The 25,060-nt window shown below is 71.4% G+C and carries 22 protein-coding genes; 9 read left to right on the plus strand and 13 right to left on the minus strand.

The features are described 5' to 3' along the window. Positions 1-133: 133 nt before the first annotated feature. Positions 134-3,433 carry a S8 family serine peptidase gene (locus ACIBJE_RS12740; protein WP_396747274.1) on the plus strand — a complete coding sequence of 1,100 codons (3,300 nt, stop codon included), beginning with the start codon at positions 134-136 and terminating at the stop codon, positions 3,431-3,433. Positions 3,434-3,673: 240 nt separating this feature from the next. Here ACIBJE_RS12740 and ACIBJE_RS12745 read toward each other — a convergent pair whose 3' ends face one another. Together ACIBJE_RS12745 and ACIBJE_RS12750 are read right to left on the minus strand one after the other, a co-directional pair. Next, positions 3,674-4,126 (minus strand): hypothetical protein, encoded by a 453-nt coding sequence (locus tag ACIBJE_RS12745; RefSeq protein WP_396747277.1) that lies wholly within the window; start codon positions 4,124-4,126, stop codon positions 3,674-3,676. 54 nt (positions 4,127-4,180) lie between these two features. Continuing rightward, positions 4,181-5,173 (minus strand): 4-hydroxy-3-methylbut-2-enyl diphosphate reductase, encoded by a 993-nt coding sequence (locus ACIBJE_RS12750; RefSeq protein ID WP_396747280.1) that lies wholly within the window; start codon positions 5,171-5,173, stop codon positions 4,181-4,183. A 312-nt stretch (positions 5,174-5,485) separates the two neighbouring features. Between ACIBJE_RS12750 and xseA the strand changes: the two genes are divergently transcribed. Continuing rightward, positions 5,486-6,736 carry an exodeoxyribonuclease VII large subunit gene (xseA, locus tag ACIBJE_RS12755; RefSeq protein WP_396747283.1) on the plus strand — a complete coding sequence of 417 codons (1,251 nt, stop codon included), beginning with the start codon at positions 5,486-5,488 and terminating at the stop codon, positions 6,734-6,736. 25 nt (positions 6,737-6,761) lie between these two features. Continuing rightward, complete coding sequence (locus ACIBJE_RS12760) at positions 6,762-6,974, plus strand: exodeoxyribonuclease VII small subunit (protein WP_396747286.1); 213 nt, start codon at positions 6,762-6,764, stop codon at positions 6,972-6,974. 49 nt (positions 6,975-7,023) lie between these two features. Here the strand turns inward: ACIBJE_RS12760 and ACIBJE_RS12765 are convergent, their stop codons facing one another. Together ACIBJE_RS12765 and ACIBJE_RS12770 are read right to left on the minus strand one after the other, a co-directional pair. Further along, a complete protein-coding gene (locus tag ACIBJE_RS12765; RefSeq protein ID WP_396747289.1) occupies positions 7,024-7,848 on the minus strand; it encodes a hypothetical protein in 825 nt (274 codons plus the stop codon). A 106-nt stretch (positions 7,849-7,954) separates the two neighbouring features. Beyond that, entirely contained in the window at positions 7,955-8,758 is an 804-nt protein-coding gene (locus tag ACIBJE_RS12770) for a DUF4245 family protein (RefSeq protein ID WP_396747292.1), read from the minus strand. A gap of 184 nt (positions 8,759-8,942) precedes the next feature. Here ACIBJE_RS12770 and glpX point away from each other — a divergent pair, with 184 nt between their 5' ends. Together glpX and ACIBJE_RS12780 are read left to right on the plus strand one after the other, a co-directional pair. Continuing rightward, positions 8,943-9,974 (plus strand): class II fructose-bisphosphatase, encoded by a 1,032-nt coding sequence (gene glpX, locus ACIBJE_RS12775; protein WP_396747295.1) that lies wholly within the window; start codon positions 8,943-8,945, stop codon positions 9,972-9,974. Between the two features lie 20 nt (positions 9,975-9,994). Further along, positions 9,995-10,939: a DMT family transporter gene (locus tag ACIBJE_RS12780; protein WP_396747654.1), complete on the plus strand. Its 945-nt coding sequence runs from the start codon at positions 9,995-9,997 to the stop codon at positions 10,937-10,939. Positions 10,940-10,949: 10 nt separating this feature from the next. On the opposite strand, the gene ACIBJE_RS12785 is transcribed toward ACIBJE_RS12780, so the two are convergent. After that, positions 10,950-11,894, minus strand: a complete 945-nt coding sequence (locus tag ACIBJE_RS12785; protein WP_396747298.1) for an NAD-dependent epimerase/dehydratase family protein — start codon at positions 11,892-11,894, stop codon at positions 10,950-10,952. Between the two features lie 141 nt (positions 11,895-12,035). Here ACIBJE_RS12785 and ACIBJE_RS12790 point away from each other — a divergent pair, with 141 nt between their 5' ends. Beyond that, positions 12,036-12,722 (plus strand): TetR/AcrR family transcriptional regulator, encoded by a 687-nt coding sequence (locus ACIBJE_RS12790; RefSeq protein ID WP_396747301.1) that lies wholly within the window; start codon positions 12,036-12,038, stop codon positions 12,720-12,722. Between the two features lie 28 nt (positions 12,723-12,750). On the opposite strand, the gene ACIBJE_RS12795 is transcribed toward ACIBJE_RS12790, so the two are convergent. From ACIBJE_RS12795 to ACIBJE_RS12820, 6 genes are all read right to left on the minus strand, one after another. After that, complete coding sequence (locus ACIBJE_RS12795) at positions 12,751-13,719, minus strand: NAD(P)/FAD-dependent oxidoreductase (protein ID WP_396747304.1); 969 nt, start codon at positions 13,717-13,719, stop codon at positions 12,751-12,753. A 96-nt stretch (positions 13,720-13,815) separates the two neighbouring features. Further along, positions 13,816-14,457, minus strand: a complete 642-nt coding sequence (locus ACIBJE_RS12800) for a rhomboid family intramembrane serine protease (RefSeq protein WP_396747307.1) — start codon at positions 14,455-14,457, stop codon at positions 13,816-13,818. Between the two features lie 134 nt (positions 14,458-14,591). After that, the gene (locus tag ACIBJE_RS12805) at positions 14,592-15,287 is read right to left on the minus strand and encodes a lytic transglycosylase domain-containing protein (protein ID WP_396747309.1); all 696 of its coding nucleotides are present in this window, start codon (positions 15,285-15,287) and stop codon (positions 14,592-14,594) included. A gap of 276 nt (positions 15,288-15,563) precedes the next feature. Continuing rightward, positions 15,564-16,970: a PhoH family protein gene (locus ACIBJE_RS12810; protein WP_396747312.1), complete on the minus strand. Its 1,407-nt coding sequence runs from the start codon at positions 16,968-16,970 to the stop codon at positions 15,564-15,566. 472 nt (positions 16,971-17,442) lie between these two features. Continuing rightward, positions 17,443-17,883, minus strand: coding sequence for a hypothetical protein (locus tag ACIBJE_RS12815; protein ID WP_396747315.1), 441 nt, complete (start codon positions 17,881-17,883; stop codon positions 17,443-17,445). Between the two features lie 37 nt (positions 17,884-17,920). After that, the gene (locus ACIBJE_RS12820; RefSeq protein WP_396747318.1) at positions 17,921-18,265 is read right to left on the minus strand and encodes a hypothetical protein; all 345 of its coding nucleotides are present in this window, start codon (positions 18,263-18,265) and stop codon (positions 17,921-17,923) included. A 263-nt stretch (positions 18,266-18,528) separates the two neighbouring features. Here ACIBJE_RS12820 and ACIBJE_RS12825 point away from each other — a divergent pair, with 263 nt between their 5' ends. From ACIBJE_RS12825 to otsB, 3 genes are all read left to right on the plus strand, one after another. After that, positions 18,529-18,966, plus strand: coding sequence for a helix-turn-helix domain-containing protein (locus ACIBJE_RS12825; protein ID WP_396747321.1), 438 nt, complete (start codon positions 18,529-18,531; stop codon positions 18,964-18,966). 159 nt (positions 18,967-19,125) lie between these two features. Beyond that, the gene (locus ACIBJE_RS12830) at positions 19,126-19,479 is read left to right on the plus strand and encodes a hypothetical protein (protein WP_396747324.1); all 354 of its coding nucleotides are present in this window, start codon (positions 19,126-19,128) and stop codon (positions 19,477-19,479) included. Positions 19,480-19,555: 76 nt separating this feature from the next. Then, a complete protein-coding gene (otsB, locus tag ACIBJE_RS12835) occupies positions 19,556-20,380 on the plus strand; it encodes a trehalose-phosphatase (RefSeq protein ID WP_396747327.1) in 825 nt (274 codons plus the stop codon). 158 nt (positions 20,381-20,538) lie between these two features. Here the strand turns inward: otsB and ACIBJE_RS12840 are convergent, their stop codons facing one another. Continuing rightward, positions 20,539-24,090, minus strand: coding sequence for a ricin-type beta-trefoil lectin domain protein (locus ACIBJE_RS12840; protein WP_396747330.1), 3,552 nt, complete (start codon positions 24,088-24,090; stop codon positions 20,539-20,541). 172 nt (positions 24,091-24,262) lie between these two features. Continuing rightward, complete coding sequence (locus ACIBJE_RS12845; RefSeq protein WP_396747333.1) at positions 24,263-25,033, minus strand: isoprenyl transferase; 771 nt, start codon at positions 25,031-25,033, stop codon at positions 24,263-24,265. Positions 25,034-25,060: the final 27 nt, after the last annotated feature.

Below are 25,060 nucleotides of genomic sequence, written 5' to 3' on the forward strand. Positions count from 1 at the left end.
TGTGGACCGATTCACGTCACGAGGTGGTCACAACCTACTTCGGAGTAGTGACATCGACTCCCGGCACCACGAAAGATCACGCTCACGAGTGCTCTGCATCGCAGAGCCCTGGTTCTCTGGAGGAAAAGAGAACGTGAGTAGACCCCGCAACCTGAGCCGGCGTACCTCCGCCGCGCTCTTCGCGTCCGTCGTGGCGGCCGGCGCCATGACCGGGGCGGGTGGTGCAGCCACCGCGAGCGCCGCTCCCTCCGCGCCCGACACCGCTCCGGCCACCGCCGCCGAGACCCTGGGCTCGCACGACGCCAAGCTCCTCGCCGAGGCCGAGGCCAAGAAGGCCCCCACCGTCACGATGATCGTCGCCACCGACAAGGGTCAGGCGAAGAAGGTCGCCGACGGCGTGGAGAAGCTGGGTGGCGCGGTCAGCCAGCGCTTCGACAGCATCGGCTACGTCCTGGCCAAGGTGCCCACCGACAAGGCGCTGAAGGCGGCCCGGCTGCCGGGTGTCGCCGCGGTGGACCTGGACGAGGTCATCCAGCTGCCCGACCCGAAGCCGGAGGCGGCCCCGGCCGGCAGCCGGTCCGCGAAGCAGGGGGCGACCCTCAGCGGCCCCGGCGCGGACACCGGAGCGGTCAACCCGTACATGCCGACCAACGAGACCGGCGCCGAGAAGTTCAAGGCCAACAACCCGCAGTGGGACGGCCGTGGCGTCACCATCGGCATCATGGACTCCGGTGTGGACCTCGACCACCCGGCGCTCCAGAAGACCACCACCGGCGAGCGCAAGATCGTCGACTGGGTGACCGCGACCGACCCGCTGGAGGACGCCACCTGGCGGGCCATGATCACCGAGGTGACCGGGCCGACCTTCACCGTCGGCACCACCACCTTCAAGGCCCCCGCCGGCACCTACCGGTTCAACCGGTTCAGCGAGTCGATCACCCGGGCCAGCGACCCGGCCGGTGACGTCAACCGCGACGGCGACACCACCGACACCTGGGGCATCATCTACGACCCGGTGAGCCACAACATCTGGGTGGACGTCGACCAGGACAACGACTTCACCGACGAGGCCGTGATGCGGCCGTACAAGGAGAAGTTCGACGTCGGCCGCTTCGGCACCGACAACCCGGCCACCGCCGTGCGGGAGCAGATCCCGTTCGTGGTCGAGTACCGCGAGGACGTGGACACCACCCCGGCCGGCGGCCCCGGCCTGGTCGACTACGTCAACATCGGCATCGTCGAGAGCACCCACGGCAGCCACGTCGCCGGCATCACCGCCGCCAACGACATGCTCGGCAACAGCGCCTTCGACGGCGCCGCCCCCGGCGCCAAGCTGGTCTCCGCCCGTGCCTGCTCGTGGGGTGGCGGCTGCACCTTCGCCGCCCTCACCACCGGCATGGCCGACCTGGTGATCAACCGCAAGGTCGACGTGGTCAACATGTCGATCGGTGGCCTGCCCACCCTGAACGACGGCTCGAACGCCCGCGCCGTGCTCTACAACGAGCTCGTCGAGGTCTACGGCGTCCAGCTCGTCCTCTCGGCCGGCAACTCCGGTCCGGGCCTGAACACGGTCGGCGACCCGTCGGTGGCCACCAACGTGATCAGCACCGCGGCCAGCATCAGCAAGGACACCTGGCTGGCCAACTACGGCTCGGTGGTGAAGACGAAGAACACCCTGTTCAACTTCTCGTCCCGTGGCCCGCGTGAGGACGGCGGCCTCAAGCCGCAGCTCACCGCGCCGGGCTCGGCCATCTCCACCGCGCCGACCTGGCAGGCCGGCAGCCCGGTCGCCGAGGCCGGCTACCCGCTGCCCCCGGGCTACGCGATGATCAACGGCACCTCGATGGCCGCCCCGCAGGCCGCCGGCGCCACCGCGCTGCTGCTCTCGGCCGCCAAGGCGACCGGCAAGGGCGTCACCCCGGCCGCGATGCGCCGCGCGCTGTACACCTCGGCCAAGCCGATCGCCGACGTCCCGACCTACGGGCAGGGCTACGGCATGGTCAACGTGCCGGGCGCGTGGAACCTGCTCCGCAAGGGCGTGGAGACCCGCACCTACACCTCCGAGGCGGCGGTCTGCACCGAACTGTCGGGCAACCTGACCCGGTACGACGCCTCGCTCGGCCAGTTCGTGCCGAACCCGCACCAGGGCGTGGGCGTCCACAACCGCTGCGCCGCGAACCAGGGTGGCCAGAAGGTCGGACAGAGCAAGACCTACCCGGTCAAGATCACCCGTAACAGCGGCCCGGCCGGCTCGATCAAGCACGACATCGAGCTGCGCGGTAACGACGGCACCTTCAAGGCGCCGAAGTCCGTCTCGCTGCCGCTGAACAAGACCGTCACGGTCAACGTCACCGCCAAGGCGGCCACCGCCGGGGCGCACGGCGCGATCATGACGATCGACGACCCGGCGACCAACGTCGTCGACTTCGAGGTCTCCACCGTGGTGGTCGCCTCGAACGACGTCAGGGCTCCGAACTTCGCGTACTCGGCCGCAGGCTCGGTGGCCCGGAACGGCTTCACCTCGTACTTCGTGACCGTTCCCCCGGGCACGGGCGCGCTGCAGGTGTACCTCTCCGGCATCGCCACCGGCTCGCAGACCCGGTTCATCGCCTTCAACCCGTACGGCGTGCCGGTCGACCCCACCTCCAGCCTGGGCTGCTACACCAACTTCTCCGACGCCGCCGCTTGCAAGCCGCAGGAGCGGGACTACCAGAACCCGATCGCCGGGGTCTGGGAGATCGAGGTGGAGTCGCGCCGGACCTCGCCGTCCCTGAACAACCCGTTCAAGCTCGACGTGCGGGTCCAGGGCGTCAAGGTGGAGCCGGCCATCGTCGAGCTGCCGTCGGTCACCGCCGGTCAGCCGACCCAGGTGACCTGGTCGCTGAAGAACACCTTCGGCCCGGTCTCGGTCTCCGGCCGGGGTGGCCCGCTCTCCAGCGTCAACGCCGCCCGCCCGACGATCGGTGAGGGCGCCTCGCAGGAGTACACCGTCGAGGTTCCGGCCGGTGCGACCACCTTCACCGCGCGGATCGGCAACCCGGCCGAGGTCGGCGCCGACCTCGACCTGTACGTCTTCCGTGGCACCACCGAGGTCGGCCGCCAGGCCGACGGTGACTCCGAGGAAGCGGTGACCATCAACAACCCGCCGGCGGGCACCTACCGGGTGGTCGTCGAGGGCTACGCGGTCAACGGCCCGGGTTCCACCACCGCCTACGACTACCGGGACTCGTTCTCGGCGCCGGCGCTGGGCACCCTGTCCGCCCCGACCACGGCGACCCCGATGCCGCACGGCGCCACCGCCAGCATCACCGGCACGGTGACCGCGTCGTCGACCACGCAGGCGGGCCGCTCGCTCTTCGGTGAGCTGTCCGTGGTGACCGGCGAGGGCGCGGTCGTCGGCCGTGGCTCGGTCTCCATCGGCGCGGTCAACTGATCCGTTCCTGAGCACCACCGGAGCCCGTCCCCGCTCGTCGCGGGGGCGGGCTCCACCCTTTCGGTGGCCGGCGCGACCTGGCCGCCTTCACCCTGCGGACCGGCGTCCGACCTCGGTGCCCGGTGCCCGACCTCGGTGCCCGGCGTCCGACCTCGGTGGCCGGCGTCCGACCTCGGTGGCCGGCGTCCGACCTCGGTGGCCGGCGTCCGACCTTGGTGGCCCGGTGTCCGACGTGACGGGTCAGGCGGGCGTGGCCCGGTCCACCAGGAACGGAGTGCCCTGCTGGCAGGTGGTCATCAGGTCGGGCTGGACCCGGCCGGTGACGGTGAGCTTGGCACCCGACTTGATCAAGTTACGCGGGCCACCGACCAGCAGGTACTCGCCGAGCAGCAGACAGCCCGGCTCGACCCCGGAGGTGACGGTTCCGGTGATGGTCGCGCCGCCCGGAGCGGAGGACGCGCCAGGCCCGCCCGGCGGCCACTCGGTGGGCTTGACCTCGGTCGGCGGTACGCCGGCCGACGGAGGGGCGGCCGGATCGTCAGTCCCGTCGGTTGGGGTGGTCACCGGCGCTCCCGTCTGGCTCGGACTGGCGGCCGTGCCGCCATCCTGGTTACCGCTGCCGTCCTGGCCGGCACAGGCGCCCAGCGCCAGACAGGCGACCAGGAGCGGCAGCGCGATCCGATACGTCTTCATACCGCTCAGACGCACCACGCGGGCAAATCGTTCCGGCCCGATCCGCCCGGAGGGTCAGCTCCGGACGCCCGTGGCGGCGGCGCGCATGTCCCGTTTCAGCTCCTGCGGCAGGGAGAAGGTCAACCGCTCGTTGGCGGTGACGATCTCCTCCACGTCGGCGAAGCCACGGACGGCGAGGTGGGCCAGCACCTCCTGCACCAGCTCGTCCGGGACGCTCGCACCGGAGGTCAGACCGACCGTACGGGCCTCGGCCAGCCAGGCGTCGTCGATCTCGGACGCGAAGTCGACCAGATACCCGGCGCGGGCCCCCGCGTCCAACGCGACCTCGACCAGGCGGACCGAGTTCGAGGAGTTGCGCGAGCCGACGACGATCACCACGTCGCACTGCGGCGCGATCTCCTTGACCACCTGCTGGCGGTTGGAGGTGGCGTAGCAGATGTCGTCGCTCGGCGGGGACTGGAGCATCGGCAACCGCTTCTTCAGCCGGGCCACCGTCTCCAGCGTCTCGTCCACCGACAGCGTGGTCTGGGAGAGCCAGACGACCTTGTTCGGGTCACGCACGGTCACCCGGTCGGCGTCCTCGGGGCCGTCCACGAGCTGGATGTGGGCGGGGGCCTCGCCGGTGGTGCCCACGACCTCCTCGTGCCCCTCGTGCCCGATCAGCAGGATGTCGTAGTCCTCGGCAGCGAACCGCTTCGCCTCGTGGTGGACCTTGGTGACCAGCGGGCAGGTCGCGTCGATCGCCTTGAGCGATCGGGCCCGGGCCTGCTCGTGCACCTCAGGGGCCACGCCGTGCGCGGAGAAGATGACGGTGGCGCCCTCGGGGACCTCCTCGTTCTCCTCGACGAAGATCGCGCCCTTGGCCTCCAGCGTCCGTACCACGTGCTTGTTGTGCACGATCTGTTTGCGCACGTAGATCGGAGCACCGTAGAGCTTCAGCGCCTCCTCGACGGTCTGCACCGCGCGGTCGACGCCGGCGCAGTAGCCACGGGGCTTCGCCAGGAGCACGCGCTTGCCGGTCTGGGGAGTCGCCTGAGCCTCGGTCACCCGCCCATCGTACGTGCCACCGGCTGGGGCGCATGTCGTGTGACGGCCGTCGCCACGCTGGCGGGCACACCTGGCCGTACGCGCGCACGGCCACCGGCGACCACGACCACCCGGCCACCCTCCCACCCCCGTGTCCCACACCGTCGATCAAGAAGTTGGCGTCACGGTGGAGATCAACGCTGACGCGAACTTCTTGATCAACGCGACGGGGGGCGGGGTGGGGGCGGGGTGGGGGTGGGTGGGGTGGGGGTGGGTGGGGTGGGGGTGGGTGGGGTGGGGGTGGGTGGGGTGGGTGGGGCTTAGGGTGGGCGGGTGGGTGGTGGGAGTGCCGGAGACGCGGGCGGCGAGGGTGGCGGGACGCCCCGGAGCACGGCCGAGGAGCCATGGCCGGTCCGGGTGGTCAGCCAGAAGGTCGGAGCCTGGATCGCGCGGCTCGGCTGGGTCTGGGTCGACGGGCAGGTGGCGCAGATCAGTCGGAGGCCGGGTGCCTCCACCGTCTTCCTCACCCTGCGCGACCCGTCGGCCGACCTGAGCCTCACCGTCACCACCAACCGGGACGTGCTCGACGCGGGCGCGCCGGAACTGCGTGAGGGCGCCCGGGTGGTGCTGCACGCCAAGCCGGAGTTCTACGCCGCCCGGGGCACGCTCAGCCTCCGCGCCGACGAGATCCGCCAGGTCGGCCTCGGTGAGCTGCTCGCCCGGCTGGAGAAGCTCAAGAAGCTGCTCGCCGCCGAGGGACTCTTCGACCGGGCCCGCAAGCGCCGGCTGCCGTTCCTGCCCGGCCGGATCGGGCTGATCACCGGCCGGGCCTCGGCCGCCGAACGCGACGTGCTGACCAACGCCCGCCGGCGGTGGCCGGCGGTGGACTTCCGCACGGTCAACGTGGCGGTCCAGGGGCCGAGCGCGGTGCCGCAGATCGTGGACGCGCTGAAGGTGCTCGACACCGACCCGTCCGTCGACGTGATCGTCATCGCCCGGGGCGGCGGCGGCATCGAGGACCTGCTGCCCTTCTCCGACGAGGCGCTCTGCCGGGCGGTCTTCGCCTGTCGTACGCCGGTGGTCAGCGCCATCGGCCACGAGACCGACGCCCCGCTGCTGGACTACGTCGCCGACGTGCGGGCCTCCACGCCGACCGACGCCGCCAAGCGGGTGGTTCCCGACCTGGCCGAGGAGGTACGCCTCATCCGGCAGGCCCGGCACCGGGTGGAACGGGCGGTACGCAACCTCGTCGACCGGGAGTCGCACCGGCTCGACCTGCTCCGCTCCCGTCCGGTGCTGGCCCGCCCGCAGGTCATGGTCGAACAGCGGGCCGCCGACCTGGCCGCGCTGCGCGCCCGGACCGGCCGCTGCCTGGACCACCGGCTCGGCACCGCCGAGAACGACCTGCGGCACACCCTGGCCCGGCTGCGTGCCCTCTCCCCCGCCGCCACCATGGATCGTGGCTACGCGATCGTGCAGCGTGCGGACGGGCACGTCGTCCGGGCGGCGACCGAGGTGGCCCCCGGCGACCCGCTGCGGGTACGGCTCGCCGCCGGTGAGCTCGCCGCGACGGTGGACGGCTGAGCCGCGTGTGGTGGGATGGCAGGCGATGACTGCGGAGAAGAACCCCGAGAGGCTCAGCTACGAGCAGGCCCGCGCCGAACTGGCCTCGGTGGTGGAACGGCTGGAGGCCGGCGGCACGTCGCTGGAGGAGTCGCTGGCGCTCTGGGAACGGGGCGAGCGGCTCGCCGAGATCTGCCAGCACTGGTTGGACGGAGCCCGCGCGCGGATCGACGCCGCCCGCCAGGACGCCGACGCCTGAAACGGGTACGGGGCGGACCGCGTCCGCCCCGTACCCGTTCGTGGGGTGCCTACTTGAACATCTTGTACACGTCCTCGGACGCCTCGACCACCTGGTCCGCCGGCGGCTTCTGCACCGCGGTGGTCGTGCCGTAGTCGGCGTACGTGACGACCAGGTTCTGCGCCGCGCTGTCTCCGACGGCCGGCACCTCCAGGCCCAGCTCGACCAGGCGGCCCTGGGCGTCGAGCTTGGCGGTGAACGGCACCGCCGAGGCCTGGCCGGCGAGGGCCTTCACCACGTCGGCGTCGAGGAAGTCCGAGTCGCTGGCCTTGGTGGCGTCGATGGTGCCCGCGTACAGCCCATCGCCGGTCTTCCGGACCTCGGTGATCGCCTTGGTGAGCGCCTCGCTGCCGGCCGGGTCGACGTCGTTGAAGTCGAACTCCAGCTGGTCGATGCCCTTGATCCGGGAGCGGTCGAGGTGCTGGTACTTGCCGGAGGTGGCCTGCTTCGGCATGGCGGTGGCCATCGACCCGCCGAACTGGACCATGACCCAGCTGTCGGTGTCGATGAAGATCAGGTGCATCTCCATGGTGAGGTCGGCCGAGGCGGCGTCGCCGCCGGTCATCGACATCTCGGCGCTCTTGGTCGGCGCGTGCACCTTGCCGGCGCCGTTCAACTCACCACCGTTGATGGTGAAGCTGAAGTTGCCCTTGCTGATCTCCTTGGTCGAGGCGAGCAGCGCCTCCTTCGCGTCCGAGGGGACCGCCGAGGTGGCCGCGGAACCGCTGGCGGCCGGTTCGGCCGTCGACTCGGTGCCGTCGGACTTGCAGGCGGTGAGGCCGGGTACGAGCAGGGAGGCGGCGAGGACGCCGGCGCTCCACCGTCGGATCTTCACGTGGACGTCTCCAGTTGTCGTCCGGCGCGACACCGGCGCCGGAAAGGGGGATACCGGGAAACGGGGGTGCCCGTCCGAGTGTTACTTACCCGGTCCGGCGGGCACCCTACCGTACGGAGTCGGCCAACTCGCGTAGTTCGTTCTCGGTCGCATCCCCCACCACGATCACCGTCCGCGCGGGTTCCAGGAGCACCAGGGCGCGCTCGTTGCCCCGGGCCGTGTAACGCTGCCAGCTCCGGCCGTCCAGGTCGAGCGCGCCCTGCGACTGGCCCTGGTCGGTGAGTTCCTGAGGCAGGAGCCGCTCCACCGGCACGTTGCTCTGCACGAGCTGGACGCCACGCCCCTCCGGCGTCAGGTAGCCCAGGCGCAGACTCGCCCCCTGCTCGGTCTGCTGGAACCGGGCCGTGATGGTCTGCCAGTCGTCGCCGAGACCGGACGGCTCGGCCACCGGGAAGACGTTCGCCGCGCGGGCCTGCTCGACGGCGGGGGCCGGGTCGACGGTGGTCGGCTCCTCCCCGCCGAGGAACCCCCGGTAGAAGGCGAGCAGCAGGGCGATCGGAACGAGCAGCACCAGAAGCGAGATCGCCATGTCCTTCGGGGAGCGTTCGGAACGCCCCGCCTTTCCCCCACCGGGCGACGCCGCCCGTCGCGGAGCCACCGGGTCCACCAGCGCCGGTTCCGTACCCGCCGGAGTCGACCCGGCGGGGGTCCGGGCGCCGGCCGGGTCCGACGCGGCCGGTCTCCCGGCGGGGCCGGCGCCCGGTTCCGGTCCGGCCGGGGTGTCCCCCGCCGCCCGGCCGGGCACCGGCGGCTGCCCCTGCGGTGGGGTCGTCGCCGTCCCGGGCGGGGTCAGCGGCGGCTGGCCGTCCGGCGGGGTCGAATCGGCGGGTACGCGGTCTGCGGTCTCCACCCCCCTATCTTCGCAGCCGCCGGGTTGGCCGGATCCGGGCCACCACGGCCCGGCGACGGCGTTAGGTTGACCACCGTGTGAGGGCGTTTCGCTGGCCATCATGTGAGGATCAGTGACAAAGCCGGCGGCGGCGACGGCCGCATTCCGCCGGTCCACCCCGCACCGTCGCGAGGAGGAAGCCGTCATGACGAACACCAGGACGCGGATCCCGCAGGATCTCGACCGCAATCTCGCCCTCGATCTGGTCCGCGTCACCGAAGCGGCGGCGATGGCCGCCGGGCGGTGGGTCGGACGGGGCGACAAGGAGGGCGGGGACGGGGCAGCCGTCGACGCCATGCGCAAACTGATCAACTCGATCCCGATGCGGGGCGTCGTGGTGATCGGCGAGGGCGAGAAGGACAACGCCCCGATGCTCTTCAACGGCGAGGAGGTCGGTGACGGCAGCGGCCCCGAGGTGGACGTGGCGGTCGACCCGATCGACGGCACCACGCTGATGAGCAAGGGCATGCCGAACGCCCTGGCGGTGCTGGCGGTGGCCGAACGGGGTGCGATGTTCGACCCGAGCGCCGTCTTCTACATGGAGAAGCTCGCCGTCGGGCCGGCGTACGCGGACGTGGTCGACATCAACGCCGGGGTCACCGAGAACCTGCGCCGGATCGCCAGGGTCAAGGGCACCGACGTCTCCGGCGTGACGGTCTGCGTGCTCGACCGCCCCCGCCACGACGACCTGGTCGGCCAGATCCGCAAGACCGGGGCCGGCATCCGGTTCATCTCCGACGGCGACATCGCCGGGGCCATCGCCGCCGCCCGGGGCGAATCCGACGTCGACGTGCTCATGGGCATCGGCGGCACCCCGGAGGGGATCACCGCCGCCTGCGCGCTGAAGTGCATGGGCGGGATGATGCAGGCCAAGCTCTGGCCCCGGGACGACGCCGAGCGGGCCAAGGCCCTCGACGCCGGCCACGACCTGGACCGGGTGCTCACCACCGACGACCTGGTCACCGGGGACAACTGCTTCTTCGTGGCCACCGGCGTCACCTCCGGGGACCTGCTGCGCGGGGTCAGCTACCGGGCCGGCGGGGCGTACACCCAGTCGATCGTGATGCGCTCCAAGAGCGGCACGATCCGGGTGATCGACTCGTACCACCGCCTGGAGAAGCTGGCGCTCTACTCGGCGATCGACTTCGACGGCCGTCCCCTGGCCGAACAGGAGTGACCGCACCCCCGCAGACCGACGTGGCGCCGTCGGCGGCGCTACGGATCACCGGGGTCGCGCTCGCCGGTCTCTCCGGCCTCGCCGTGGCACTCCAGTCGCGGATCAACGGCGAGCTGGGCGTACGTCTCGGCGACGGCATCGCCGCCGCGGTGGTCTCGTTCGGTCTGGGGCTGCTCGTCCTGCTGGTGCTGGTCCCCGCCGTCCCGACCGGGCGGCGGGGGCTGCGCCGGTTGCGGACCGCGCTCACCGCCGGGACCCTGCGTCCCTGGCAGTGCCTCGGCGGGGTCTGCGGCGCCCTCCTGGTCGCCACGCAGGGGCTCACCATCGGCACGCTCGGCGTGGCGGTCTTCACCGTCGCGGTGGTGGCCGGGCAGACCGGCAGCAGCCTCGCCGTGGACCGGGCCGGTCTGGGCCCCACCGGTCGGCAGCCGGTCACGGCCAACCGGTTGGCCGGTGCGGCGCTGACCGTGGTGGCGGTGCTCATCGCCGTCGGCGACCGGCTGGGCGACCCGGGCACACTGGCCCTGGCCCTGCTGCCCCTGCTCGGCGGTCTCGCCATCGCCTGGCAGCAGGCGGTCAACGGCCAGGTGCGCGCGGCCTCAGGCAGCGCGCTGACCGCCACGCTGGTCAACTTCGTGGTCGGGACGCTGGCGCTGCTCGTCGCGCTCGCCGTCGACCTGCTGGTGCGGGGGCTCCCGACCGGCGGGTTCCCGTCCGAACCGTGGTTCTACCTCGGCGGCCCGATCGGCATCCTGTTCATCGCGCTCGCGGCGGCGATCGTCCGGTTCACCGGGGTGCTCCTGCTCGGCCTGGCGACCATCGCCGGCCAGATCGTCGGGGCGGTGCTGTTGGACGTGGTGCTGCCCACGGAGGCTTCGCACCCCGGACCGACCACCCTGCTCGGGGCCGCCCTCACCCTGGTCGCCGTGCTGATCGCCGCACTAGGCCCACCGGTACGCCGCTGAGGGGCGTGCCTCAGCGGACGGGGGTGGACGGGCGGGCGACGGTCGATGCGGTGAGGCTGTCGGTCAGTGCCTCGTCGAGCGGGGTGCAGGTCAGCCCGAACGTCTCGGTGACGGCGGTCGAGTCGAGCACGAACGGCCGGTAGAACTGGTAGGCGATCTCGCGGATCTCCCGTACCTCGCGGTTGACCAGGCTGCCGAGGGTGAGCACCGGTGGGGGCAGCCGGGTGATCCGGGGCGGTCGGGCACCGGCCAGGGTCGCCGCCCGCGCGGCGAGACCGCGTACCGAGATCGGCGGCGGGCTCGGCGCGTGCCACGCCCGGCCCCAGGCCCGCTCGTCGGTGGCGACGGTGACGAGGGTACGGGCCATGTCGCCGACGTACGTCCAACTGTGCGGAGCGTCCGGGTCGGCCGGTACGGCGATCCGCCGGCCGGTCGCCGCCCGTGGCAGCACGAGAGTGGTGGCGGCGGAGTGCGCGCCGGCCCCGAGGTAGTCCGAGCCGCGCACCTCGGTGGCCCGGATCCGGCCGGCCCGGTGTGCGGCCAGCGCCTCGGTCCACATCCGTGCGCGTACCGCCCCCTTGACGCTGTTCGGCCGCAGCGGCGTCTGTTCGGTCATCGGCCCGGCGACCGGACCGTACCCGTAGAGGTTGCCGGCGGTGACCAGCACCGCGCCGGTGCGCTCGGCGGCGGCCAGCAGTGCCGTCGCGATCGGTGGCCAGTCGGTCGGCCAGCGGTGGTACGCCGGGTTGGCGCAGTTGTAGAGGGCGCCCGCTTCCTGCGCCAGGGCGGTCAGCCGGTCGGCGTCGGTGGCGTCGGCGGCGATCCGCTCGACGGCCGGGTGCTCCGGTCCCCGGCCGCGTCGGCTGACCAGCCGCACCCGGCAGCCCTGCTCGGCGAGGAGCCGGGCGGTGGCGACGCCGACCGGACCGGCACCGACGATCACATGAGTGGACACAGGCGGCAGCCTTTCGTGACAGCGCTTCAAACAGAGAGCACCGCTCTCATCCGACATTCCCATCCTGCATCCGACCAGCACATCCGTCAAGAGCGGTGCTCTCTGTTTTGGTTGCCGCTCTCGTCGTGGCAGAGTGAGCCCATGCCCGCACCCTCGATCCGCGCCCGGGTACGCGCCGAGATGATCGCCGAGATCAAGGCCGTCGCCCGTCGACATCTCGCCACCGACGGCGCCAACCTGTCGCTGCGCGCGGTGGCCCGCGAGATGGGCATGGTCTCCTCGGCGGTCTACCGCTACTTCCCCAGCCGGGACGAACTGCTCACCGAACTGATCATCGAGGCGTACGACGCGTTGGGCGCGGCGGTGGAGGCGGCCGACGCCGACCGGGACCCGGCCGACCTACGCGGGCGCTGGACCGCCTGCTGTCGGGCGGCCCGGCGCTGGGCGCTGGACCATCCCGCCGAGTACGCACTGCTCTACGGCAGCCCGGTGCCCGGGTACTCCGCACCCGCCGACACGGTCGGACCGGCCCAACGCCCGCCGGCCACCCTGGTCGGCATCCTGCACGACGGGCTCACCAGCGGGCGGCTGAGCGCACCCCCGGACGAGCCGCCCGAGCCGCTGCGGACGGACCTCGCCGAGGTCGGCGCGGCGCTGGGGTCCGGGATGCCGGCGGCGCTGCTGGCCCGGGGCATGGCCGGCTGGACACAGCTCTTCGGGCTGATCAGCTTCGAGATCTTCGGCCGGATCAACGACGCCCTGCCCCACCGGGACGCCTACTTCGACCATCAGGTCGCCCTGATGGCCGACCTGATCGGCCTCCCCTGACCGGCTCTGGACGGCGGAGGTGGGCTGGTCAGGTGCCGTCGGAGGAGTGGCCGGGGAAGAGGTGCGCGGCCGGGTCGATCGCCACCGCGGCGTTGTTCACCGCCGTGGCCGCCTCGCCGAAGCCGGTGGCGATCAGCCGGACCTTGCCCGGGTACTCGGTGATGTCCCCGGCGGCGTAGACCCGGGGCAGGTTGGTGGCCATCGCGCTGTCGACCACGATGTGCCGCCGGTCCAGCCGCAACCCCCAGTCGGAGAGCGGCCCCAGGTCGGCGGTGAAGCCGAGCGCGGCGATCACCGCGTCCGCCGGCACCGTCTCGGCGACCCCGCCGCGCACGGCCACGTCGGCGCCGGTCACCACGGTGTCCCCGTGCAGCTTGGTGACCTCGGCGTTGACCACGACCCGCACCGGCATCTCACGGACCCGGGCCACGGTGGCGGCGTGCGCGCGGAACCGCTCCCGCCGGTGCACCAGGGTCACCGAACGGGCCAGCGGGGCCAGCGCCGCAGCCCAGTCGAAGGCGGAGTCGCCGCCACCGACGATGAGCACGTCCCGGCCGGCCAGGTCGGCCGGTTGCGGGACGAAGTAGACCAACCCGGTGCCGACGAAGCCCACGGCGGCCGGAAGCGGACGCGGGGTGAAGCTGCCCAGCCCACCCGTGATGATCACCGCGCCGCAGTGCAGCCGCTCGCCGTCGGCGAGCGTGAGCACCGGCCTGCCGTCCTGGTGTTCGAGGCGCTCGGCACGGACGCCGAGCAGGTACTGGGGAGTCGCGGTGGCCGCCTGGGCGACCAGGTTCGCGACCAGGTCCCGCCCCTTGATCGCGGGGAACCCGGCGATGTCGTAGATCATCTTTTCTGGGTACATCGCGGCGATCTGCCCGCCCGGCTCTGGCAGGGCATCGACGACGGCCACCGACAACCCCCGGAACCCGGCGTAGTAGGCAGCGAAGAGGCCGGACGGACCGGCCCCGATTATGGCGACATCGACCTCTCGCATCCGCGTACCGTCACTCTCCGCCCGGGGATCAACACATGCCGATTCAGACGGTAGGGGTGTCGGTTGCGCTGAGCAAGCACCTGCCATACGGAACGTTCAGGACGTGGTGAGCGGATACCCCGCGTCGGCCCCGCGCTGACGACGGAAGAGCACTGCGGCGAGCATCCCGCCGACCAACCCGAACAGGTGCCCCTGCCAGGAGATTCGCTCGTCGGTGGGGAGGATGCCGACCAGCTGCCAGCCGTAGAGGAGACCGACCAGGAGCACGACGGCGAAGTTCCACCATGTGCGCTCCACCACACCCCGGGTGAGCAACAGGCCGAGGTATCCGAAGATGACCCCGCTGGCGCCGACCACGATCGAGTTGGACGACCCGGTGAACCAGACGCCCAGACCGCTGACCAGGATGATCACCAAGGTCGACCAGAGGAAGCGGCGGACCCCGGCGGCGAGCACGAAGGTGCCGAGCAGGATCAGCGGGATGCTGTTGCTGTAGAGATGGTCGAAGCCGTGGTGCAGGAAGGGCGAGAAGAAGACGCCGTCCAGCCCCTCGATGCGCTTGGGGATGATCCCGGCGGCCGGGTCGAACCCGGCGGCCAGCCAGACGTCCAGCGCCTCGACGAGGAAGAGCACCGGTACCACCGCGCACATGGCGACGAAGGCCCGGCCCAGCGAGGCGTAGAACGCATCGCTGCCGAACCGGTTGGGGTCGCCCGACGGGCCGCCGTCGAAAGTCACCCACAAGTAGCTATCAGCTCTGGCGGCAGACCGCCACTCGCCGGCCCCGCCGAGCTGCGGGGTCCGCCCTCCGGCGGAGACGACGGTGGGGTGGGTGGCAGCGCCACCCACCCCACCGGTTCAGGTCCGGGGAATCAGTACCAGCCGGTGTCCTGGGAGTGCGACCAGGCCTTGCACGGGGTGCCATACCGGCCCTTGATGTAGCCGAGGCCCCACTCGATCTGGGTGGCCGGGTTGGTCCGCCAGTCGTCGCCGGCCGAGGCCATCTTGCTGCCCGGCAGCGACTGCGGGATCCCGTACGCGCCGGAGGAGGGGTTGCTGGCCTTGTGGTTCCAGCCGCTCTCCTTCTTCCAGAGCTTGTCCAGGCAGGGCATCTGGTCCATACCGAAGCCGGCGTCGACCAGCATGGCGCAGCCGATCTTCCGGTTGCCGCTGTACTCGTTGCACGAGGCGGGGATCGGGCCGTCGTACGGCTTGGAGGCCTTCTCGGCCGCCTCCCTGGCGGCCTCCTCGGCCTCCGCCTTGGCCTTCGCCTCGGCCTCGCGCTTCTTGCGGGCCGCGCGCTCGGCGGCCTCCCTGCGGGCGGCCAGCTCGGCGGCGGCCTCGGCCCGCTGCGTAATCCGCAGTTCGGTCTGGTACCTGGCGGACTCGACGACGTGCTCGGTCTGCTCGTACCGCGACTGCTCGATCTCGACCTGGCCGACCTGCGCGGTCGCGTCCGATGGCCGGGTCTCGCGGTCTTCACCAAGGTAGAAGCCGCCGGCGACGCCCACGGAGAGCAACGCGACGGCGGCGGTTCGAGCACCCAACCGGCTCCACAGCCGACTCACGAAGAGGTCCCTTCATCGGGGGCAAGGACACGGCGCGGCCGATCCCGGTCAGCACCGGGCGGACCCGCGCCGTGAGCGCCCCGACCGTGCCGGTCACCGCCGGCACCGTGGGCCGGTGACCCCCGGCCCGTGTGGCGAGTGATCACCAACGATCCCTGTGGTGCGCGGGCGCTCGTGGGACACCATCGCGCACCATGGGGCCGTTGGGAAACCACACGCCGCAAATGTGATCTGCACCACTATGCAAATAGTGCCAAAAGTGGTCGTAAGCGACAGTCAGAGCGGGATGTCCTCCAGAAGGTCGGTCACCATCGCCGCGATCGGCGATCGCTCCGAGCGGCTGAGCGTGACGTGCGCGAAGAGGGGATGCCCCTTCAGTGCCTCGATGACGGCGGTCACGCCGTCATGCCGCCCCACCCGGAGGTTGTCCCGCTGGGCGACGTCGTGGGTGAGCACCACCCGGGAGCCCTGGCCGATCCGGGACAGGACGGTGAGCAGCACCCCCCGTTCCAGCGACTGCGCCTCGTCCACGATGACGAACGCGTCGTGCAGGCTCCGCCCCCGGATGTGGGTCAGCGGCAGCACCTCCAACATGCCCCGGGAGGTGACCTCCTCCAGCACGTTCTCGTGCACCACGGCACCCAGGGTGTCGAAGACCGCCTGTGCCCAGGGCGACATCTTCTCCGCCTCCGAGCCGGGCAGGTAGCCCAGTTCCTGGCCGCCGACGGCGTACAGCGGGCGGAACACGACCACCTTCTTGTGTCGGCGGCGTTCCATCACCGCCTCCAGGCCGGCGCAGAGGGCCAGGGCGGACTTTCCGGTGCCCGCCCGACCACCGAGCGAGACGATCCCCACCGACTCGTCGAGAAGCAGGTCCAGGGCGATCCGCTGCTCCGCCGAGCGCCCGCGCAGGCCGAACGCCTCCCGGTCGCCCCGGACCAGCCGGACGGTCTTGTCCGGCAGGACCCGCCCCAGTGCCGAGCCGTTGCCCGAGTGCAGCACCAGGCCGGTGTGGCAGGGCAGCCCGGCCGCCTCGTCCAGGTCGAGCGTCTCACCGCCGTACAGCTGACCGATCTGTTCCTCGGCGACCTCCAGCTCGGCCATGCCCGTCCAGGTCGGGTCGCTCGCCTGGCCGTGCCGGTACTCGTCGGCACGCAGCCCGACGGCGGCGGCCTTGACCCGCAGCGGCATGTCCTTACTGACCAGCGTGACGTGCCGCCCCTCGGCGGCCAGGTTGAGCGCCACGACGAGAATCCGGACGTCGTTGGAGTCCGTGCGGAACCCGGGCGGGAGCACGCGGTCGTCGGTGTGGTTCAGCTCCACCCGCAGCGTGCCGCCCTCGTCGTTGGCGGTCACCGGATGGTCCAGCCGACCGTGGGTGATCCGCAGCTCGTCGAGCATGCGGAGCGACTGCCGGGCGAACCAGCCGAGTTCCGGATGGTGGCGCTTGCCCTCCAACTCGGAGATCACCACGAGGGGGAGGACCACCTCGTGCTCGGCGAACCGGTGGAACGCCGCGGGGTCGGAGAGCAGGACCGAGGTGTCCAGAACGAAGACCTCTGGTCGGGGCTCCCCGGGCTCGGCGGCGGCCGTCGCCGCACGGCGGCTCCGGGACGTCCGGCGGGTGGTCGTGGTCGCGGCCGGGGTCTGATCGCCACCGGCGGGGGTACGACGAGTCGTCACAGGCCTGCTCCGACGGATGGGCACCCGCCACCCGCGTTCCGCCTCCTCCGGTGCCCGGGGACACGGGGTCGGATGCGGGCCCCGTGCGCGAGGTCGCAGATCCGGGCTGGCCGGCTGGCCCGGGAGAACCCCGCGCCATGAATAGACGCTAGCGTCGCCGCGCCCGTTCCGGCTAGAGGTGAAGATGGATCTCAATCGAGCAGTGAACGAACACCCTGTTCGGGCGGCACGTCGACGGTGCTGACGGCCACGGTCGCGGTCCCGACGGGGCCGGCGACGATCGCGGTGCCGCGGCGGCTCCGAGACCCGGCCCGTGGACGACCACGGTCGCGGTCCTCCGGGACGCCGGCCGGGATGTGTGCCCCCTGCGCGCACCCCGGCCGGCCCCGGCCCCGCGTCACCGGATGGGACGCGGGTCCACGACGCGTCGCGGGCGACGCGTCGGGTCCGCCGGGCGGCGGTCGTCGTCGGCTCAGCCGTGTCGGCCGGCCAGCGTCCCGGTCGGGTACCGTCCGCCGACGGTCACGGTCGACTGGCTCGCGCCGACGCTCACGGTGGGACGGCCGACGCCGACCGCCGCGCCCGGCTGACGCCCTCGGGGGTGTGGCTCGGCCGCGACCCCCCGGGTTGCCGCGCCCGGCGCGAACGCCGAGCCGGTGTACGTGGTGCCCGTCCGGTTGACCGGCACACCGGCCCGGACGGCGGGACCGGACGGGACGGCCAGGGCCGAGGCGAGGGCCGCCTGCGCCTCCCGACGCCTGCGGTTCCACGCGCCCCGGTCCCCGTCGAAGTAGCCCTGGCGGTAGCCGAACCGGTACCCGATCCGGTAGCTCATCTGGCCGTGCAGCCGTCCGGCCGCGTAGCTGGTCGAGCCGAGCAGCAGGACCAGGAACACCGCGAAGAAGGGACTCATCCGGCGGCTCCGGCGCGGCTCGGGCCGGGGCGGGCCGTCATCGCTCCTCCGGCCCGGGCCGGGCGGGGTCGGCGACGAGCAGCCGGTCCAGGTCGTCGGTGCCGACCTCCTCGACCAGTTCGACGCTGATCCGGCAGCCGTCCAGGAGGACCTCCGCCACCGAGGTACGCCGGATCTCGCCTCCGGCGTCGTAGACCCGGACGCTCAGCTCCGGGCAGCCGAGATGGGCACGCCAGGCGTCCCACTCGACGCGGTCCGCCACGTTCAGCGAGACGTGCCGGCTCCCTCGGGCGAGGTAGAGGCGCCACGGGGCACTCAGACCCGCGGCCACTCCCTCCGCCACCAGGCCGAACGCCTGGGCGCGGGTTGCGAGTTCAGTCACCACACCCCCCTCGTACCTGGTGTGCGGCATGGCCGGGACGCGTCGCCCCAGGGCATACCACACACCACAAATTGTCCCATCGGCGTGACAGTAGCAGCTTCCGATGTTTTTGGGACCACACTCGACGCTCCTTGGTTCATGCACGTCAGAGTCGATGTCCAAGCCCGCGCGGCAGTCGTCGAAATGCGAAGACAGTGTCACATCCACGTGACAAGAGCGCGTCTCACGACGACGCGGCGGACGGCCGGTCGTACCGTCGTCGGGTGACCCACGCCCACGCGCGCAAGATCGAATTCGCCGCCTTCGTGCGCCGGGCGCTCGACGACGCGCGGGCGACCCGGGCCTGGAGCGGCACCGAGGTGTCCCGCCGGACGGGCGTCTCCCGGCAGACCATCAACCGGTGGGTCCGCGGCGACTGGAGCAGCGATCCCGAGGCCGCGCGGGTGGTCTCCTTCTGCGAGGGGCTCGGGCTGGACCCGGCGGCGGCCTTCGCCGCCCTCGGCTGGGACCGGGCGGACCCGTCCCGGTCGCGGCCGGGCGCGCCGCCGATGGACCCGGACGTCGAGGCGCTGCTGCGTCGCCTGGTCGATCCCGGGGTCTCGGACCTCGAAAAGTTCCACATCCGAGAAACCGTCCGATACCTTGCTTATCGCCCGCCACTCCCGGCGAACGCCCGGAATGTGGACAAACAGGCGGGCTAGTTCTCAAATGGCGAAAAGAACACTGACCGGGAAATCCCCGTTCCGCACCGGACGGTGGGTTCGCGCGCTAGCGTCCCCCTAACTGCTTGGGCTCGTCGTCGGCGGGGGGACGGGACAAGGCCGAACCCAGCCCTGCGGGACAGAAGGAGGGGTCTGTCCATGACCCTGAAGTGGTTGGCAGTCCTGGTCGCGACGGTGTCCGTGACGCTGTCCGTGACCGGCAACGTGGTGATCGGCGCGATCGACGGCGGACAGCTTCCTCTGGTCGTCAACCTCTTCGCGCTGACCACGGCCGGCACGGCGGTCGTCCTGGCCGTCCTCGCCGACCTCTACGACCGGCTCAACGACCGGCTCACCGCGCTCACCGAGTTCCTGGTGGCCCGGCTCAACGACATCGAGGAGCACGCCGGCGACCGGAACGCCGGTTTCGTGGAGGGCTACCTGCTCAGCCACGACCGGGAGGCCGCGGTGGTGCCGTTCGGGCGACGCGGACGCGGGGCCGCCGAACGCTGAGGGCGGCAGGCGGGCGCTCCGAGAGAGCTTCTCGCGACCACGAATGCCCGGCCCTCCTACGGGTACGCTGACGCGCGTGCCACCGTTGAATCTGGGCAACCAGGAGCCGAAGAGCCCGCTCGACGCCGCCCACGCCTGGGCCGCGACCGCCGAGCGGGCCGGCGAATACGTCCTCTTCTTCGACTTCGACGGCACACTCGCCCCCGTCGACGACGACCCCAAGGCGGTCCAGCCCGCCCCGAAGGTCCTCGCCGCGCTCGAGGCGCTCGCCCCCGTCGTACGGCGGGTCGCGATCGTCTCCGCCCGTCCGGTCGAGTTCCTGCGCGACCACTTCGGCGGGCTCGCCGGCATCGACCTCTACGGCCTCTACGGGCTGGAGCACAGCCACTCCGGCGGCGAGACGGTCACCGAGCCGGCCGCCCTGCCCTGGGTGCCCACCATGGCCGAGTTGGCCGACCTGGCCCGCGCCGAACTGCCCCCGGGCACCCTGGTGGAGTTCAAACGGCTCTCCGTCGCCCTGCACTACCGCACCGCGCCGCACCTGGCCGAGGCGGTGGAGAGCTGGGGCCGGGCCCAGGCCGACCGGCTGGGCCTGCGGGTGCAGGCCGGTCGGATGGTGCTGGAACTCAAGCCCCCGGTCGACCGGGACAAGGGCATGGTGATCGGCGAGGTGGTCCGCTCCGCCGCCGGGGCCTGGTATTTCGGCGACGACGTCTCCGACATCAAGGCGTTCACCGCGCTGCGCGCCCGGGCCGCCGCCGATCCCGACTTCGTCGGGGTCTGCGTCGCGGTGGCCAACCCGGAGACCGGGCAGGAGGTCGCCCAGGCCGCCGACCTGACCATCGACTCCCCGTCCGCCCTCGGCGACTTCCTCACCGACGCCGTCGCCCGGCTGCGCTGACCGCACCCGGGCCCGCCGGCGCGCCGGTGGACGGACGCGGTACTGGTGTCGCCGGCCCGGAGGTCGCCACCGACTCCTTCCGCGCTAGCTGACCGGACGCGAGGGGATCCCCCGCCCGAGGTGGGCGGAGGATCCCGGTCAGCTGGTCCCGTCGGCGGTCAGGCCGGCAGGGTCCACTTCTGGTTCGCGCCGGCACCGCAGGTCCACAGGTGCACGACCGTGCCGTCGGCGGAGTTGTTGTCCGCGACCGTCAGGCACTTGCCGTTCTGGGGGTTGCGCAGGGTGCCGTCGGGGTGCGGCTGCCACTGCTGGTGGGCGAGCCCGTGGCAGGACCAGAGGACGATCTGGGTACCGTCCGCGGTTCCGCCACCGCTGATGTCCAGGCACTTGCCCATCGACATCACCGTGCGGTTCGGCATCAACGCCCAGCCCTGCGGGCCGGAGTCGTCACAGGTCGAGATCTCGACCTGCGCGCCGTCGGAGTGCGGAGCCCGGGAGTCCAGGCACTTGCCGGCCAACCCGGTCACCGCGCCGACCCGGGCGGCGCCGCCGGTCGGCCCGTTCTTGGCCACCGTCTCCGCGATCCGGATGCCCTGCATCAGGTCGTCCACCGCCGGGATGCCCTCGGTGAGGGTCACCTGGTCGGCGATCCGCTCACTGGCCACCTCGAGCCGATCCCGGAGCTGGTTCGACCGGTAGACGACCGCCCAGGTGAGACAGCGCTCCACCGGGTCCCACCGCTCCGCCCAGTTGCAGGGCAGCAGGTACGGGTCCGGGGTGGTGCCCGGAGGGTCCGTCAGCGGGTTCGGCTCCGCTACGCCGTCCTTCTTCGGCTTCACCACGCACCGGTCGTTCACGACCGACTCGCAGTAGTTGGCGTAGGCCCTCTCGAAGCCGGCGGTCACCCGCTTCGCCGGAGTGATGCCACCGGAGTGGCCCTCCCGACCGTTGACCACGTTGGCCTCCAGCTGCCCCTGGTCGAACGGGATGCGGGACTGCCCGAACAGGTGGATGCCGATGGTCTGGTCCTGCTCCAACGAACGGGCGAACCCGAGCTTGGTGTACGACTGGAGCAGCAGCGCCGAACGGGTGAGCCGCTTGTTCAGCTCGTACAGTTCGGTGCCCGGCTTCTTCAGGTCCCGGACCACCTCGTAGTAGTACTGCCCCGCCTGGCCGTAGAGCCAGTCACGCACCTTCGTCTGGATCTTCGCCTCGTCGATCCGGGTGCGGCTGACGGTCTGCGCGAAGTCCGCCTTGACCCCGCTCCACTTCTCCGACATCGCCTGGCTGAGGGTGCGGCGCCAACCCTGCCGGGGGTCGTCCGGCGGGTAGTACTGCTGGATCTTGCCGTACGGGTAGACCTTGCTCCACGTGGACGCGGTGAGCCACTGGCCGTCCCACTTCTGCCGCACCATGAAGGTGATCTCCAGGTCGGCGTAGACGGCGTACGGCTTGTCCCCGTCCGGGTCCGGCGGCTCGGACTCGTTCGCCCAGGCGGGCTGGTAGCAGAGCTGCGCGGGGGTGTCGGGACGCCCGTAGTCGGCCAGCCAGATCTCCTTGACGTCCTTGCTGACCACGTTGCCGGGCCGGCTCGCCTGGTAGGTGACGTTGCTCGAACACGGCGGAATAGAGGTCGGCTCGGCGGTGCTGGCGCCCTCCACGTCCTGGGTGGGCACGCCGAACATCGTGTAGCCCAGGCGGTGGTTCTGGATCGTGTTCCGCTTCTCGTGCAGCTTGCCGAACAGCGTCTCACCAGTGGTCCGGTAGTCGTTGATCAGCTTGTCGAACATCGGGTTGAGCTGGACGTCCCCGGTCCGCTGGGGAGCGCTGAACCGCTGGACGGCCGCCTGGATGGCCCGGCCGGACGAGAGGATCTCGTCGGTGGTCAGGTTGACCTGCGCGGCATAGTTCGGGTTCTGCGCCACCATGTGCTTGTAGCCCTCGGCGGCGAGCATCCAGTGCTCCACCGCCGGCACCGGCGGTGCCTGCACCCGCACACCACCGCTTTCGAGGTACGGCAGCTGCAGGTTGTTCTCGGCGTAGTCGGTCAGGTAGCGGATCGAGCCGTGGTAGCCGAAGGCACCGAGATTGTTCTCCGGGTTCGGGTCGCCCAGGCCGGCGGTGAACGGTGCCGCCTTGCTCTGCACGCTGGCCGCCGTGTTCAGCGCCTCCACGGTCGCCTTGTACTCGTCCCAGGTCAACGGGGTCTGCGGATACCGCGCGGCGTGGCTGACCCGCTGGTTGATCAGGCCCTTGAGCTGGGACACCTGGGTCTCCTGCAGGGACCGCAGGATCGAGCTGCCCCAGAAGTCGACCTGCTGGGTGACGAGCGCGAGCTGCGAGACGACCTTCTTCAGCTCGTCCTGGACCAGCCAGACCTCGGTGAGCAGCCGGTTGAACTGGGCGTCCATCTGGTCGTAGATCTGCACCAGGGCCAGCTCGATCCGGTCGAACCGCTCCTTCATCTCGTCGCGGAAGTCTCTCAGCTCCTGACGGAGTTCCTTGAGCTCGTCGAGGATCTGCTGGTCGATGGTCGGACCGGTGCCGCCGAAGAGGGGAACCAGCGACTGGATGGCACCGAGCACCGCGCCGGCCATGCCGATGCCGCTGGCCGAGAAGAGCGCGGCCTTCAGGCCGTTGGCGGCGAGCGTCGGGAGCCAGTCACTGACCGCAGTGGCGATCTGGACGGCGGCCCGGCCGGTGCCCATCACGATCGCGCCCACCTTCGGGTCGGCGAACCCGACCAGCTTCCCGAACAGGTCGATCGCACCGGCGGCGCCCTCGAGCCACTTCTTGCGTTCCTCGGCCTTCGCCTTCGCCTGCTCCAGTTCGGCCGGGGTCGCCTGCCGCCCGTCCACCGGCAGGGCCGCGTTCATCGCCTCCACGTCCGCGTTGGCGGCGTGGGTCCGTACGTTGATCTCGTTGAGCAACGCGGTGATCTGCCGGTTGCCCTCCGCCAGGTAGTTCTGGAGGTTGTTGCTGTGCTCCAGCAGGGCCTCGACGTTGACGTACGTCGCGATCAGCGGGTCGGCCATCAACTGGTCCGAGGTCGCGTTCGCCACGATGTTGTACTTCGCGCCGAAGTAGCCGTTCCACGCCGTGGTGAAGGTCGGGTCGATCGCGCCCCGGCCGGCCACCTCACCCCAGATCTTGTTCTGGTGCTCGAAGACCTGGTTGATCACCGAGTTGTGCCGCTGCGCGGCGTGGATGTCGTCCAGCGTCTCGCCGAGCGCCTTGATCTCCTTGCCGAGGGTCGACTCGGCCAGTTCCTTGAAGATCGGTGCGGCCACCGCGCCGGACGGGTGCAGCGCGGACAGCTCCAGCAGCTTCACCATGAGCTGGTACGTCGGCCGGGCCAGGTCGTCGGCGCCGAGCTGGCTGGTGTACCACTGGTTCATCGACGCCGTGTGTTGCACCAACTGTTGCGACGTGGCGCCCGGGTGCTGCTGCCGGTAGCCGACCATCGTCGCGCTGAGGAACATCTGCCGCAGTCCCTCGGCCCCGGTGGCCCGGGACCGCATGTAGGCCGCGAACAGTCCCCGGCGCTGGGTGTCCTCGTCGACGACGACCCCGCCCGACGCGTACGCCGACGGTGACACCACGACGTTGCCCACAGCGGCGACCAGCGCGACCGCCGCCACGGCGCAGAGTCGGCCCCATCGACCGGCGAACCCGCGTCGCCGTCTCGTTGTCGATCCTCTCTGGATCATTACCTCTCCTCCCGGTGCCGCCCACAGTCGGACGGCACGGGGAGGTTCGCCGGAGGACCGTCCCAGCCGGAAGGGACAGGTGTCCCGGCCAGCCGGGCACGGTCGGAACGCCGACAGTACCCCGGTGCGGATTGTTGACAGTTGTCCTACGACAAGGACCGGCCTCGGATGATCAGATGCCGTAGCGGCGTTGCCGGCTGGCGTACGAGCGCAGCGCCCGGAGGAAGTCCACGCGCCGGAAGTCGGGCCAGTTCAACTCGCAGAAGTAGAACTCCGAGTGGGCCGACTGCCAGAGCATGAAGCCGGACAGGCGCTGCTCACCGCTGGTGCGGATGACCAGATCCGGATCGGGCTGACCCCGGGTGTAGAGGTGCTCGGCGATGTGCTCGACGTCCAGCACCTCGGCGAGTTCCTCCAGGGTGCCACCGGCGGCGGCGTGCTCCAGCAGCAGCGAGCGGACCGCGTCGGTGATCTCGCGCCGGCCGCCGTACCCGACCGCGATGTTGACCTGGGCACCCCCGCTGCGCTCCCGGGTGCGCTCCTCGGCGGCCTTCAGCGCGGCGGCGGTCTGCGCGGGGAGCAGGTCGAGCGCGCCGACCATACGCAACCGCCACGGGTTGCCCTCCTCGGCCAACTCGACCACCAGGTCCTCGATGATCTGCAACAGCGGGTCGAGCTCCCGGGCCGGGCGCCGCAGGTTGTCGGTGGCGAGCAGGTAGAGGGTGACGTGCCCGATTCCGGCCTGGTCGCACCAGCCGAGCACGTCCTTTATCTTGGCCGCGCCGACCCGGTGGCCGTCGTTGGGATCGACGAAGCCCATCTCCTTGGCCCACCTGCGGTTACCGTCGCACATCACGCCGACGTGCCGGGGCACCGGCTTGCCCGCGAGGCTCGCCGTCAGTCGACGCTCGTACACCGAATAGAGCAGGTTCCGCAGAGTCATCACCATGCAGCGTAGCGACCCGGGCCG

Origin of the sequence: Micromonospora sp. NPDC050187 (genome assembly GCF_044459745.1) — a bacterium.
Classification (GTDB): domain Bacteria; phylum Actinomycetota; class Actinomycetes; order Mycobacteriales; family Micromonosporaceae; genus Micromonospora.